At 39.9% G+C, this 13,621-nt stretch carries 15 protein-coding genes; 3 read left to right on the forward strand and 12 right to left on the reverse strand.

Going from position 1 to position 13,621, the window contains the following annotated elements; all coding sequences use genetic code 11:
* Positions 1-301 precede the first annotated feature (301 nt).
* Positions 302-469 (forward strand): hypothetical protein, encoded by a 168-nt coding sequence (locus A6755_RS27240; protein ID WP_164468809.1) that lies wholly within the window; start codon positions 302-304, stop codon positions 467-469.
* A gap of 125 nt (positions 470-594) precedes the next feature.
* Here A6755_RS27240 and cspC read toward each other — a convergent pair whose 3' ends face one another.
* Entirely contained in the window at positions 595-795 is a 201-nt protein-coding gene (gene cspC / locus A6755_RS20305) for a cold shock protein CspC (RefSeq protein ID WP_034314312.1), read from the reverse strand.
* 289 nt (positions 796-1,084) lie between these two features.
* Between cspC and A6755_RS20310 the strand changes: the two genes are divergently transcribed.
* Entirely contained in the window at positions 1,085-1,345 is a 261-nt protein-coding gene (locus A6755_RS20310) for a hypothetical protein (protein WP_034314314.1), read from the forward strand.
* 33 nt (positions 1,346-1,378) lie between these two features.
* Here the strand turns inward: A6755_RS20310 and A6755_RS20315 are convergent, their stop codons facing one another.
* The 3 genes from A6755_RS20315 to A6755_RS25735 all read right to left on the reverse strand — a co-directional run bounded on the left by A6755_RS20315 (position 1,379) and on the right by A6755_RS25735 (position 3,663).
* Positions 1,379-1,978 (reverse strand): YdcF family protein, encoded by a 600-nt coding sequence (locus A6755_RS20315; protein ID WP_063592628.1) that lies wholly within the window; start codon positions 1,976-1,978, stop codon positions 1,379-1,381.
* Between the two features lie 100 nt (positions 1,979-2,078).
* Positions 2,079-2,864 carry a serine hydrolase gene (locus A6755_RS20320; RefSeq protein ID WP_034314316.1) on the reverse strand — a complete coding sequence of 262 codons (786 nt, stop codon included), beginning with the start codon at positions 2,862-2,864 and terminating at the stop codon, positions 2,079-2,081.
* A gap of 631 nt (positions 2,865-3,495) precedes the next feature.
* A complete protein-coding gene (locus A6755_RS25735; protein WP_065311211.1) occupies positions 3,496-3,663 on the reverse strand; it encodes a YezD family protein in 168 nt (55 codons plus the stop codon).
* A gap of 520 nt (positions 3,664-4,183) precedes the next feature.
* On the opposite strand from A6755_RS25735, the gene A6755_RS20325 reads away from it, so the two are divergent.
* On the forward strand, positions 4,184-5,572 hold the full coding sequence (locus A6755_RS20325; RefSeq protein WP_034314319.1) for an amino acid permease: 1,389 nt from the start codon (positions 4,184-4,186) through the stop codon (positions 5,570-5,572).
* Positions 5,573-5,611: 39 nt separating this feature from the next.
* On the opposite strand, the gene A6755_RS20330 is transcribed toward A6755_RS20325, so the two are convergent.
* The 8 genes from A6755_RS20330 to A6755_RS20365 form a co-directional block, all read right to left on the reverse strand.
* Entirely contained in the window at positions 5,612-6,586 is a 975-nt protein-coding gene (locus tag A6755_RS20330) for an aldose 1-epimerase (protein ID WP_063591777.1), read from the reverse strand.
* Between the two features lie 236 nt (positions 6,587-6,822).
* Positions 6,823-7,122: a YxcD family protein gene (locus A6755_RS20335; RefSeq protein ID WP_034314323.1), complete on the reverse strand. Its 300-nt coding sequence runs from the start codon at positions 7,120-7,122 to the stop codon at positions 6,823-6,825.
* On the reverse strand, positions 7,110-7,547 hold the full coding sequence (locus A6755_RS20340) for a hypothetical protein (RefSeq protein WP_063592629.1): 438 nt from the start codon (positions 7,545-7,547) through the stop codon (positions 7,110-7,112). Before A6755_RS20340 ends, A6755_RS20335 begins: the two co-directional genes overlap by 13 nt.
* A 200-nt stretch (positions 7,548-7,747) precedes the next feature.
* Positions 7,748-9,124 (reverse strand): C40 family peptidase, encoded by a 1,377-nt coding sequence (locus tag A6755_RS20345; RefSeq protein WP_217349293.1) that lies wholly within the window; start codon positions 9,122-9,124, stop codon positions 7,748-7,750.
* A 512-nt stretch (positions 9,125-9,636) separates the two neighbouring features.
* Positions 9,637-10,701 carry a sulfate/molybdate ABC transporter ATP-binding protein gene (locus A6755_RS20350; RefSeq protein ID WP_063591778.1) on the reverse strand — a complete coding sequence of 355 codons (1,065 nt, stop codon included), beginning with the start codon at positions 10,699-10,701 and terminating at the stop codon, positions 9,637-9,639.
* Positions 10,702-10,711: 10 nt separating this feature from the next.
* Positions 10,712-11,596, reverse strand: a complete 885-nt coding sequence (gene cysW, locus A6755_RS20355; protein WP_098184765.1) for a sulfate ABC transporter permease subunit CysW — start codon at positions 11,594-11,596, stop codon at positions 10,712-10,714.
* Between the two features lie 10 nt (positions 11,597-11,606).
* Positions 11,607-12,446, reverse strand: a complete 840-nt coding sequence (cysT, locus tag A6755_RS20360; protein ID WP_063591780.1) for a sulfate ABC transporter permease subunit CysT — start codon at positions 12,444-12,446, stop codon at positions 11,607-11,609.
* 69 nt (positions 12,447-12,515) lie between these two features.
* Positions 12,516-13,547 (reverse strand): sulfate ABC transporter substrate-binding protein, encoded by a 1,032-nt coding sequence (locus A6755_RS20365; RefSeq protein ID WP_063591781.1) that lies wholly within the window; start codon positions 13,545-13,547, stop codon positions 12,516-12,518.
* Between the last annotated feature and the right edge of the window lie 74 nt (positions 13,548-13,621).

Genomic DNA, 13,621 nt, shown 5'->3' on the forward strand with positions numbered 1-13,621 from the left:
AACCTTCAGCCACGTGATTTCTGCAATACCTGGGAACATGTGGCTGTTTTTTCATGCCCAAAAAGGGAGACAAGCCCGTAGTAATATCGACTCCTTGCTTTCGAGTAAGTTCATTCGCTATAACTTGGCCTGCCCCCGCTTAATCCCATATTGTGACATCCACTCCTTGTTCATATTCAAAATAATTAGGCTCATTGCCATATGCTTAGTCTGTTTTTTATACGCAATATATCATTGGAATATGTTGAACACATCTTTCATTGCCAAATATGTTATACTATTAGTAAAGAGGGTGGCTAAATTGAAAAGCAATAAGTATAATACTGGTGAAACAGTAACCATTCAGGATACTAATGAATCAGTAACCATTAATAAATGGGCATATGTAAAAAACATGAAGAGATATTCTTATACTGTTAAAGAACATCCGACTACTTTTTTCTTTGAAGAAGAATTTAAAAAAGCTTAATGACAAGTCACTAAAAACCTACTCAGTCAGAGTGGGATTTTTTTTTGCTTTCATTTTATAGCACAATAAAAAACAGACTCCCATCGAGGAAGTCTGTTCATATAGGTTACGATTTAATTTTAAAATTAAGCTTTTTGAACGTTAGCAGCTTGAGCTCCACGTGCACCTTGCTCAACTTCGAAAGTTACTTTTTGACCTTCGTCTAAAGATTTGAAGCCTTCGCTTTGGATAGCTGAGAAATGTACGAATACATCGTCTCCGTTTTCGCGTTCGATAAATCCAAAACCTTTTTCTGCATTAAACCATTTAACTGTACCTTGTTCCATTGTTGTTGCCTCCTAGTGCATAACACACATTGTATTACTATTTTTAATCATTTGGAAAATAACGAGTACTCTCTTCCACAACCAAAAACAATTCTTTATTAGATTAACATGAATTGATGCAGATAGCAAATTTTCCAGTGATAAATTAAAGATGGTCCACATTCTTTTTGCCTTCTTATTTTCTTTATTTATCCAATTTAATGATTCAGATAGTAATTAATGGGTATATCAGAGTAATAAGAAACAGTACGATTTTCACTTAAAGTATTATCAACAAGGAGGTCACTCAATGAAATATTACAAAGTTTCTAATAGCGGTTTTGACAGTAAGGTAATTGTAGCCTATAGCGGGTATGAGGCACTTGGGTATTATTTAATGGAAATCGATGATCAACTTGGTTTTGTTGATGATGTAGATGTGGAAGAAGTGGATGCTGATGAACGAGTCGAGATTTCCTATACCGGTTATCCCGTTTATAAGACACTTAAGGAGCTATATCAAGAGAAAGATTTTTGGCAAGTTCCTAATGTTGTCGTGGAAGTCGAATAATGAAAGCACCTCCACCTTTAGGAGAATTCGATGTTACCTCCCAATCAACCCGGTTAAATAGTATTTGGTAATTGCCAAATATTCACGGGTATATGATTTCAACAGTGACACTTTTGGTGTCTTTGCAGGCAATCCCTTCATGTCCAAGCCTTCTTTTTTTGCTATTTCGACTGCCCGGTAGATATGAAAGTCATTGCTAACGATCAACCCTGAAGCTGCTGTATCAGGAATGAGTTCTTTTGAGAAAACAATATTTTCGTGAGTTGTTGTAGATTTGTCTTCCATCACAATGCGTGCTTCTTCAATTCCTTGGGCGATTAGCCCCTGTTGCATTGCTTTTGCTTCCGATATATCTTCTCCCGGTCCTTTGCCGCCAGATACAATGACCACTGTATGTTTATTCGCCGATAAATATTCTGCAGCTTTATCAATCCGGTATTGTAAGGATAATGATGGAACCGAACCTTTGACCCTTGCTCCAAGAATCATGAGGTAATCGGCATTTTCCGGAATTTGCTGGTGAATGCTTTCCTGAATTTTCATGTGCAAAAATCCAAAATACCCAAGTACCGCAATGACACTTATTACACAAAAAAGTTTCATCGTCCTTTTCAAAATTTTTCCCCGCTTCATATTCTTATCATATATAACTTTCATTTCCACTAACTCCTATATAACTAAGACCGAAGAGCGGGAAATCATGAAAGACTTCCGCCCTTTTCAATCGGATAGTTTATTCTGCGACCATATCATCATATATCAATTTTCCAATTTTACTGATTATTTGACGGCTTTCTTCCTCTGATTTCATGTCTTCTGTAAGAACTGCAGCATAAACAGTTTGTGTTTCTGACCGAATGATTGCACAATCATGGGCAACTCCCCGAATTCCGCCCGTTTTGCTTGCGACCTTGACTTCTCTGCCCATCAGAGATGGAAGTTTATCCCTTAACTGTTGATTATCAAATACATGCAATATTTTTTCCCGGCTTTCTTTCGTTAAAAAGTTGCCTGTATGTATGGCTTTTAAGCAGGTAATCGTATCTTCTGCCGAAATGGTATTGTCGCGCCCTTCTTTTAATGCCTTAAAATCCTGCATTTTCCGTTCAAGGACAGTATTTTTCAAACCAAGTTCCTTGATGCATTGATTGATTTCTTCAAAACCCAACAGGTTCATCATCATATTCGTGGATGTATTGTCGGAAACAGTTATCATCAATGTCAGTAAATCCTCTACGGTCAAAAATACCTTATTCGATAAGACATGCAGGACCCCCGATCCCCCAGTCACTTCACTAGGCGGGATGGTCACTGGTTGGTTCAAATAGATTTTCTTTTGTTCACTTTGACGATAACCTTCGATGATCATTGGTATTTTGATCAAACTCGCTGATTGAAAGGATTCATTCTCGTGATATCCAATCGTGTCCCCAAGACCATTTTCAATTTTATATGCGATTCTCCCATTAAATGTTTCAACTAATGCCAAGATATCATGTTCTATAGTTTGTAAGGTCATCTATTCCCTGTTCCTCCCTTTGATATCATTTAAACCCCTATAAAAAACTCCCTTATACCCTAACTTATTCTACCATGTTAAAAGCAGTACAATCTTCTTATAAATTCCAAATTGATTAAATTTTCATATAATAAAAGAGCCTTCATACCGAAAGCTCCGAGTTTGTAGACAAAAGGGTTCCCCATCTGAATTTTTAAACAAACTTGATTGGAACGGAGGGTACGAGACTCCTGCGGGAAAAGCACGTCCAAGGTAAGACCCCACAGGTACCACGAGCGCCGAGGAGGCTCCCGGACCGCCCGCGGAAAACGAGTGCCTGTAGTGGAAATCAACGTTCAAATTTTACACTCCCTCAAAGAATTGTAGGCAATCTTAATTAATATTGAGTTTGTAGACAAAAGGGTTCCCCATCTGAATTTTTAAACAAAGTTGATTGGAACGGAGGGTACGAGACTCCTGCGGGAAATGCGCGTCCAAGGGAGACCCCGCAGGCGCGACGAGCGCCGAGGAGGCTCCCTGACCGCCCGCGGAAAGCGAGTGCCTGTAGTGGAAATCAACGTTCAAATTGTACAAGCCATAAAAATAGACAAACTGGAGCCTTCATATTGAAGGCTCCCTTAATACCTGTCATTCATCTAGCTTTAACGGCACGGCCCTTCACTAAAGGGAATCGTTTCTTCTCGGTGGTATCCACTTGTGTGATTTCACCATCATGTACGGTAATTAAAACCGATCCATATTGCAGATCTTCCAAGCTTGAAATGATATGCCTGATTTTCAATTCTTCTTTCTTTTCCATAATATCTCCCCTTCACTACTGGTAATAAAGCTCGTTTTCACCTAATGTAAAAAAGGTTCGCACGACAAACACATGTGCGCTTCCCACTTTCAATGTTTTCTTGGGAACTTGGTTTACCTATCATATCCTCATCACTTAACTTTCCGTATAAGAATAACCAGTTAATAGGAACTCCATATTCCCTCCCTTCCCTATAAAAGATAAAAGGCACCCGCCATCTAACAGATTAGATGTAAGGTGCCTTTAGTTGACTAATCGGCAATATTCGGGAATGGCAAATGTTATAGAAAAATACGATTTAATGTGATAATCCACATTATTCTTACCAACTAACTTGGTATTTACTACTATAACCCAATTTTATCCTTTTGTCAATACTGTGTTTGAATTTTCTGATTAGTCCGCCTTTTACATTTTACTTATTTACCACTTTACCAAACTAAACTATTTGAGATATACTATTTTAGTATAAGTTGTCGGTATAAACACACACTTTGTATATAAGAAAGGTTCGATATAAATGGTAAATAAAAAATGGGGTTTATTGATTTTGACCACTTTCGTAATTGGAAATATGGTCGGCGGCGGAATTTTCATGCTCCCTGCTCAATTAGCACAGGTATCCAGTCCGTTAGGGTCCACATTGGCATGGATCGTTACTGGACTAGGAGTTTTTCTAATAGCTTTGGTGTTTGGTAACCTGGCAGTACGGAAACCTGATTTGAAGGCTGGACCTCAAAGTTATGCTCAGTCATTATTTAAATCTCCTGTTAAAGGAAGGGTTTCAGGGTATAGCATGGCTTGGGGGTATTGGGCTGCGAATTGGGCTGCGACAGCTTCTGTCATCATTTCATTTGCTGGTTACCTTTCAACGTTTTTCCCTGTGATGCATAGTCCAAAAGTGATTTATACAGCGGGTTCGTTTCAACTTGAACTAGGTAAAGCATTAACGTTTGCGGTATGTTCCGTTGCCCTTTGGGGGATTCAGGCAATCTTGGTAAGAAGTTTTAACAGTGCCGGGAAAATGAATCTTTTTGCTACAGTTACCAAAGTGCTTGGATTCTTATTTTTCATTATTATCACGATATTCATCTTCGATACTTCCAATCTAGGAAACGGAGCTGAATTTTATGATAAGGCGGGAACTGCAATCTCCCTAGGTGATCAAGTGAACGCTGCTGCCATTTCAACATTATGGGCCTTCATCGGTATCGAAGCTGCCGTCATGCTTTCAAACCGTGCCAAGTCACAAAATGATGTAAAGAAAGCGACGATTCTTGGTTTACTTATCGCTGTTGCCATTTATATCGGCATTACTTTATTGACGATGGGTGCCATATCACAAGACGAGTTGAAAATATCACAAAAACCGCTTGTTGACGCACTACAAGCAGTAGTTGGTTCAAGCGGCACGTATATAATGGCTGCTCTTGCTGTCATTTCCTTATTGGGATCGACGATCGGATGGATTGTCGTTGCCTCGGAAGTTCCTTACCAGGCAGCGAAATCGGATTTGTTCCCGGCCTATTTTGCGAAAGCAAACAAAAATGGCACACCTGTCCGTTCTATGACAATAACAAATATCATGACACAGATATTCTTATTCTCCACTATTTCAGGTACGATTTTGGAGGCTTATAAATTTTCGATGATCGTCGCTACACTCGCTTACTTGATCCCGTACCTTGCATCCGTTCTGTATCAATTGAAACTTGTGATGACCGGGGAAACCTATGACATCATGAAAGGCTCAAGGGTACGTGATGGCATTATTACAATCTTGGCGTTAATCTACTCGATCTGGGTCATCAAGACAGGTACAGCCGATATGAATACATTCATACTAGGCATTGCCTTATATGTATTCGGAATCATCCTATACCCACTCTGGATGAGAAAAAAAGCATAACCTTAAACACCTAGGCATTTTTAAATGCCTAGGTGTTTTTTATATATCTTTCACAATCAATCTGGTTTTCAGCTGTACCGTTTCCCCTGAGCATAACTCCCTCAATCCAGTCAATTTTGCAGGCAAATCCAAATTAGGAGCATTCGTTACCCAAGTATATGGTTCAGGACAGACGAACCCCTCCTGATTGAACAATACCCAAAACTTAAAATGTTGATCGCCTTGATAGATGACTTGTATGCCAGCCTCTTGATCAGTGAGAATGCACTCGTTTTCCGGATTTCTTTCCTTATCATAGCCAAATAAGTCATCAAATTGCCGGCCGTCCAAGCTAATGCCGTTTTGGATTTTCAATGTATTGGCCGTTTCATGAATTGCACCTGTGGGCAATGATCTTTCATTCAACTCCCAATGCTTATTGACGGGAAGAGATATTCTGCAATCCTCCCATTTACTCACTGGTCCAAATGGAAAATTGAATACAGTATGATAACCTGCTCCCCACGGAAATGGTTCAATGCCCTTGTTGGTGATTTCCAATTGTATTTCCAATGTTTCAGCCCTTAAAGATAAAGACATATTCACAGTGATATCTTGTGGAAAGCTACCTTTTAGATCAAAATCACTGCTTGAAAATTCGGTATTAATGACGATTTCTTTTCCGTTTACTTCCTTTTTGCGGACTTGCCACGGCATGTCATGCAAAAAACCATGAATATGATTGAATTTTTCCATTTCATTGATTGGAAACTTATACGAAGTCCCCTTATATGTAAATTGACCATCTTCAATTCGATTAGGAGGAAACAGGATTGGCATTCCGTATAAAATGGAAGCTTTTTTATACTCCTCCACACTATCCGGAGTTCGCAGCAACTCAATATCCTTATGCTTGTATTTCAATGAAAGCAGATTGCTTCCTAAAGATGGTACAAGTATCGCTTCCACTTTTTCATTGCCGAACTTTATGGCCTTTTCATTTAAAAAAGTGATATCTTCTATATACCCTTTCACTTTTTCTCCTCCTTTGACTTGAACATATATCCATCCTACTTCCACGGACCATTTATTGCAACAAATGGAAAATATATTTCGTCCTTACTCTTTCTAAGTTTGAAATAGTATGTGTAATCGAGGATTTTGCTTCATTTACTTTGCTATTTTTCTATTTCTTTTTTCCTTTTCCTTCTCCCGGACGACTTGTAACTTTTTAAATAAAAAAAAGATGCCGTTACGGCATCCTTTTTTACTTATCTATTACTTTCACTTACCAAAGCCACTATACCTTCATCATCATCCAAAACAAGTTCAATACCTGAGTATGGATCTTTATTCATATATTCATCCAGCCATAAACGAAGCGCTTCTATCAAGTTGATGGTGATTAACACTTGTTTCCGGCCATCGACAAACGCTTCCGCCGAAAAGCCATAATCATCATCATACATTAACTCCACTTCCACCTCATTAGGTTGTACCTGCTTTTTACGGGCAATGTAAACACAAACCGCATTGATGATATCTTGTTCGGAAATCTTTAGCCTCTCCATGGGTTTGGATCTTCTTTCTTCTTCTTATCTTTGAAATATGTGAATATTTTACGGATTACAACGATTAATACTACAACCGCCATCACGTTGATTAATAGACCAAGTATAGAACCCAGCATTCCCATATTGGCAAATAGGCTACCAAAAAGTAAACCTGCCAATCCTCCTAGCATAAGTCCTTTCATTAAGCCGCCTTTTGCGAATGTGTTTCCACTCTTGGCTTTATTGGCAGTAGTGGCATCGGATTTCTTCGTTTCTTTATTTTGGAAATTCGAATTATTATTGTTATTGTTGTTGTTAAAGCTTCTTTTTCCGGACTTGTAACCCCTTGCATCGACTGACTCCGTATGATCCTGGAATACATAAGTGCCGACTGGCGAGAATGCTAGTGTAATTGTAAGTAATGCAGCCATAAATTTTTTCATCATGTTTTTTTGCCTCCGTTTAATAGTATGGAATGTTGTTTCATTATATCTTTTCCCAGATTAATTGAAAGTCCACATCACCTATCCTTGTTTTATCTTATAGTATTTACGTTGAAATTCAAAATAAGTTTCATTTTTTTCGATTTTTTTTTTCAAAAAAATAAGCAGGGGCATTTTCTCCCCTGCTTATTATTGAACTATTAGTTTACACGAACGACACGGCCGTTGTATACACCTGCCCAATATCCGCTATCCATATTGGCAATTGCAACACCTGTTGAACTTTGGGAACCGATAAATTTACCGCCGCCGACATAAATTCCGACATGCCCATCAGTTTTATAGGTATTGAAGAACACTAAATCTCCAGGCTGTTTTTGACTATCAGATACTTGACGTCCTGCACCTTTCAATGCATCCGTACTGGCTGGAAGGTTCACACCAGCTTGTTTATAAGCCCATGCAACGAACGCTGAACAATCGAATAGACCGTTAGCGATATCGGATGCCGTTCTTCCGCCACCAAATTTATAAGAGGAGTTACCGATATATTTATAACCTGCTGTAATCGCAGAGCCTGTATTTGCACTGCTTGGCTTACTTGATGTTTCAGTTTTACTTGCTGCAGGCTTAGCAGCAGAACTGTCTTTAGATGAATTTGAAGATGATTCAGCTTTAGAAGAACTTTTTGCCGAAGCCTCTCCTTTAGACGAACTTGATGATTCTTCGCTAGAAGAACTTGCTGATCCTTCACTGGAAGCATTTGAAGAATTCACTTCTTCAGCAACACGGTCAAGATCTGCTTTTTCCGATGCTTTACGTTCTTCCTCTTTTTTGATATTTTCACGAATGGAAGCTATTTGTGCTTCTAGGCCAGCATCTTTATTCTCTAAAGATTGTTTAAGCGCTTCTGTTTCCGATTCTTTCTTTTCGATCTTAGCCTTCATATTGAAAGTTTCAGCTTTTTGATCTTCAATTTGCGATTGCATGCCTTTAAGCTCTACTTCCATATCCTTAAGGCTTTGCAATTTCTTCTCAACGGTCGCTTGTTTTTTCACTAAGTCAGCTTTATCCGCTTCCTGCTCGCTAAGAATCTGTTGGTCAGCTTCCACGATAGTGGCTACCGCCCCAACACGATTAACGAATTCACCAAAGCTTTTAGAGCCTAAAACAACTTCCAGGTACTCAACGTCCCCGCCGCTCTCTTGGAAAGAAAGTGCGCGCTCTTTCAAGACTTCCTCGCGTTTTGCGATTCTTTCTTCCAACGCTTTAATTTCTTTCTTTAAAGATTCTATGTCTTTTTCAGTGTCTTTAATTTCTTGTTCAGTATCTTTGATTTTTTGGTCATTTTCTTTCATTGCCGATTCGATCTGGGCAATTTGGGCATTCATTTTCGATTGTTCTTTTTTCAATTGCTGAATAACTTGTTCTGCCTCTGAAATATCTGATTGTATTCCTGTACGTTGCGATTGAATATCCGTGATAGATTCAGCTTTTACAGACGGTATGGCAAAAGCGCTTCCTAATCCAAGCATAATTGTCGTGTTCAATACGATAAGTTTTTTCTTCAAACTCATTTCCCCTGCTTTCCTCCCCTTGCATTTCCATCGACCCACTTCTTTTTCTCTATGAAAAATGATTAGTCAAAATAAATTGCTGGGAACTCTTCTCTATTTTTTTTACTCTTTATGTAATCTTCTAAGGTTGAGATAATATTAAATACATTGCTTAAACTCTACTATGTTTTCATCTAAGTCGTAGTATATCATCAGATTTTGTCAAATACGTAATAACAATATTACAATTATATTTCAATTTTAACATTAAACATAAAGATTCGACTTTTTCATGTGATAAAACATCCAATATCTTACATAACCACCTTCACATTTTGATGCAAGACTTTCTATCTAGTGTTTAGCACCAAGGGACCATGGACTATTGGCAGACAAAAACTCACCACCTGTGATTGCACAGTAGCCCTTTTGAAACAGATTACAGCTCATTTACCAATCATAGAGGAAGGTTTACTGACAGCCTAATAAAAAAACCGCTTTCAGCGGTTTTTTCGTCAAGATTCGACCCACTCTTAAATTCCAGCCATAAAGTCGACAAAAACTTTCAATTCTTTCGGTCGGACGAATACCCTTTCCTCTTTGCTTATTTCCAGATTCAAATATTGTTCCTTCGTCAGTTCGATTTCCAACGGTTCGTTTGTATCCTGACGAATGACTTCTATCCGGACGATGGGGCCAATTGTATGGATGTGGTCAACTATGGATGCTATCGAATCCTTTTCCGCTGGTTCTCTTTCTATGATAAAGTTATGGGCCCTTACATAACCAGTGCCCGCTCCATCTTCACTGCCCGGGGCATTCATTTCTACGTTGCCAGTAACCAATTTCCCTTTATGCACGTTGCCCTTGAATAGATTGACACTGCCTAGAAAATCATAAACAAAGGGATTTTCAGGGTGATCATATACTTCTTCCGGGGTTCCAATCTGTTCAATTTTCCCTTCATTCATGATTACGACCCGATCAGCAACATCCATCGCCTCTTCTTGATCATGAGTCACGAACACACTTGTAACATTGAATTCATCATGAAGTCTTCTTAGCCAACGACGAAGTTCTTTGCGCACCTTGGCATCCAATGCCCCGAATGGTTCATCAAGCAAGAGGACATTCGGTTCAACGGCAAGTGCCCTTGCCAATGCGACACGCTGGCGCTGGCCGCCTGATAATTGCGATGGATAACGATCTTTATATCCTTCCAGCTTGACGAGCTGAAGCAATTCGGTAACCTTTTCTTCGATAACTTCTTTACTGGGCCTTGTTTTTCTTGGGCGAACCTTTAATCCATAGGCGATATTATCAAAAATCGTCATATTACGAAAAAGGGCATAATGCTGAAAGACGAAACCCACATTTCGATCTTTTACATGCTTATGCGTGTAATTCTCTTCATTAAAAAGGATTTTTCCGTTCTCAGCCTGCTCAAGGCCTGCGATGATACGCAGTAATGACGTTTTTCCCGATCCGGAAGGGCCAAGCAGGGCTACTAGTTCACCGCTCTTTATTTCCAGATCGATGTTCCGGAGTGCTTGATAGGACCCGTAATATTTTGTTACATTTTCTATGATGATACTCATTTCTTTCCTCCTATCTCGCTTTGGTTGATTTAAAGTCCGTTTTCCACTCTATGAAGCTTTTAATGATCAACGTTATGATTGCAAAGATGGACATCAGGGATGCAACCGCAAAAGCGGCCGAAAATTGATATTCATTGTATAAGATTTCAATATGAAGCGGCATCGTATTGGTCATGCCCCGTATATGTCCCGATACGACCGATACAGCTCCAAACTCCCCAATTATTCTGGCATTGCAAAGGATGATTCCATATAGAAGTCCCCATTTTATATTGGGAAGCGTCACATACCAAAATGTCTTGAACCCTCCCGCACCCAGCGTGAGTGAGGCCTCTTCTTCAGACGTCCCCTGACTTTGCATGAGCGGGATCAATTCGCGTGCAATGAATGGGAAGGTAATGAAAATGGAGGCAATGACAATCCCTGGTATTGAAAAGATCACTTTAATGTCGAGTGATTGCAGCAGTGGACCAAGTGTTCCATGTAAGCCGAACAGAAGGACAAAAATCAACCCGGCAATGACCGGTGATACGGAAAAAGGCAAATCTATCAATGTAATTAAGAAGTTTTTTCCCTTGAAATCATATTTTGTTATGGTCCAAGCGGCAACCACTCCAAATATGGCATTGAGCGGCAAGGTGATGAGGACAACGATCAATGTTAACTTAATCGCAGCCACGGCATCAGGATGGGCGATGGCCGCAAAATACGCTTCGGCACCTTTTTCAAAGGCTTTTACAAAGATTGCGATTAATGGGACTACTAAAAACAAAGTGAGAAATAGCAATACAATGGAAATGAGGATCCACTGTATGGATTTAGGCTCTTTAGTTGCGTTTCTCGTAATAATGACTGGGTGATTCGCTTTTGCAACCACTGAATTATCATGTTCCATCATATCCCCCCTACTTCCCTGAATATCTTTTGCCGGTCCACCATTGTAAGATATTGATGGTGAACAAAATTATAAATGTAATAATGAGCATGACGGCTGCAACAGCTGTTGCACCTTCATAATCATACTGTTCAAGCTTTGTCATGATGATCAGCGGGGAAATTTCCGTTTTAAATGGCATATTTCCGGCAATGAAGACAACGGATCCATATTCTCCAAGTGCCCTCGCAAAAGAAAGGGCAAAACCCGTCAATATCGCTGGAATCAATTCCGGGAAGATGATTTTAATGAATGTCTGCATTCGATTCGCCCCTAAAGAGGCAGACGCTTCTTCCATCCCTTTTTCGATATTTTCAAGCACCGGTTGAACCATCCGCACCACGAATGGCAGACCGATAAATATAAGGGCGATGATGATCCCTGCGGGAGTGAAAGCGACTTTAAAGCTGAAAAATTGCCCGATCCATCCGTTAGGTGAATACAAGGTGGTCAACGTGATTCCTGCAACAGCAGTCGGGAGGGCAAAAGGCAAATCAACCAGTCCATCGATGATCCTTTTGCCGGGAAACTCATAACGAGTAAGCACCCAGGCAATCAATACACCAAAAACTGCGTTAACAAAGGACGCAGTTAACGCTGTCAAGAAACTCAATTTATAAGAAGCGAGAACCCTCGGTTCAGTTATGGTCGCCCAAAAATCCTGGAACCCCATTGAAAATGTGTTTAGAAAAACCATCGATAACGGGATCATAACGATGATGGTGAGATACAGCAGCGTAAAACCCATCGTCAATCCAAAACCGGGTATGGTCCTCTTTTTCGTCTGTTTACCTTCAGTCACTATATTCATCGCTTCGCCTCAACCCTTTTTCTGATTTATGAAGGAGAAGATGTTAAAGCCACACCTTCTCCTTCATGCTTACTGCTGTTGGTAAATCTCGTCAAATGTGCCACCATCATTAAAATGTGTTTCCTGGGCTTTTTTCCAACCGCCAAATGTATCATCAACAGTCACCATATCGATATTGGCAAATTGGTCTCCATATTCAGCGAGAACCTTCTCATCCCTTGGACGATAGAAGTTTTTCGCGGCAATTTCCTGACCGGCATCCGTATACAGATATTTCAGGTAGGCTTCGGCCACTTCCTTTGTTCCTTTTTCCTCGACCACTTCATCGATAACAGCTACCGGTGGCTCTGCTAATATACTGATTGAAGGGTTGACGATTTCATATTTGTCATCACCGAATTCTTCCAGTGTTAAATAGGCTTCATTCTCCCAAGCGATCAGTACGTCACCGATTCCCCTTTCCACAAAAGTGGTCGTTGCACCGCGGGCCCCTGAATCCAGGACTTCAACATTCTGATAAAGTTTTTTCATGAAATCCTTCACTTTTGTTTCGTCATTATCGAAATTTTTCTCCGCAAAAGCCCAGGCAGCCAGGTAATTCCACCTTGCCCCTCCGCTTGTCTTTGGGTTTGGCGTAATGACGGATACATCCTTTTTAGTCAGATCATCCCAATCTTTAATGCCTTTAGGGTTATCCTTTTTCACCAAAAACACAATCGTTGATGTATATGGTGTCGAGTTCTCCGGTAAACGTTTTTGCCAATCCTTCGCTAATAGGTTACTAGCTTCATAAATGGCATCAATATCATAAGCCAATGCCAATGTAACGACATCCGCCTCCAATCCGTCAATGACAGCCCTGCCCTGTTTACCAGATCCGCCATGTGATTGTTGTATCGTTACATCCTGACCTGATTCTTCTTTCCAGTGCTTCACGAACGCTTCATTGAATTCCTGGTACAATTCCCTTGTCGGATCATATGACACATTCAAAAGCTCTACTGACTTCGATGTTCCGTCCCCTTTCGTTTTTTCCGAGTTGCATCCAGCAAGCACACCGAAGGCTAAAATCAAACTTGCCAATAACATCAACTTTTTCATGAGCTTCCCCCTTTTTTTAAAGCAAAAAAGGCATTCTATTTCCCTTCAATTATTTTTCGGGAGATAGTATGCCT

The organism is Peribacillus frigoritolerans, assembly GCF_001636405.1.
Lineage (GTDB): Bacteria > Bacillota > Bacilli > Bacillales > DSM-1321 > Peribacillus > Peribacillus frigoritolerans.

Bases quoted from the DNA above. Each gene is read 5' to 3' on its own strand.
- A6755_RS25735 (WP_065311211.1), bottom strand. From the start codon at position 3,663: ATGGAAAAGAAAGAAGAATTGAAAATCAGGCATATCATTTCAAGCTTG.
- cysT (WP_063591780.1), bottom strand. From the start codon at position 12,446: ATGAATATAGTGACTGAAGGTAAACAGACGAAAAAGAGGACCATACCC.
- A6755_RS20350 (WP_063591778.1), bottom strand. From the start codon at position 10,701: ATGAGTATCATCATAGAAAATGTAACAAAATATTACGGGTCCTATCAA.
- cspC (WP_034314312.1), bottom strand. From the start codon at position 795: ATGGAACAAGGTACAGTTAAATGGTTTAATGCAGAAAAAGGTTTTGGA.
- cysW (WP_098184765.1), bottom strand. From the start codon at position 11,596: ATGGAACATGATAATTCAGTGGTTGCAAAAGCGAATCACCCAGTCATT.
- A6755_RS20320 (WP_034314316.1), bottom strand. From the start codon at position 2,864: ATGACCTTACAAACTATAGAACATGATATCTTGGCATTAGTTGAAACA.
- A6755_RS20325 (WP_034314319.1), top strand. From the start codon at position 4,184: ATGGTAAATAAAAAATGGGGTTTATTGATTTTGACCACTTTCGTAATT.
- A6755_RS20365 (WP_063591781.1), bottom strand. From the start codon at position 13,547: ATGAAAAAGTTGATGTTATTGGCAAGTTTGATTTTAGCCTTCGGTGTG.
- A6755_RS20310 (WP_034314314.1), top strand. From the start codon at position 1,085: ATGAAATATTACAAAGTTTCTAATAGCGGTTTTGACAGTAAGGTAATT.
- A6755_RS20315 (WP_063592628.1), bottom strand. From the start codon at position 1,978: ATGAAGCGGGGAAAAATTTTGAAAAGGACGATGAAACTTTTTTGTGTA.
- A6755_RS20340 (WP_063592629.1), bottom strand. From the start codon at position 7,547: ATGAAAAAATTTATGGCTGCATTACTTACAATTACACTAGCATTCTCG.
- A6755_RS20335 (WP_034314323.1), bottom strand. From the start codon at position 7,122: ATGGAGAGGCTAAAGATTTCCGAACAAGATATCATCAATGCGGTTTGT.
- A6755_RS20345 (WP_217349293.1), bottom strand. From the start codon at position 9,124: ATGAGTTTGAAGAAAAAACTTATCGTATTGAACACGACAATTATGCTT.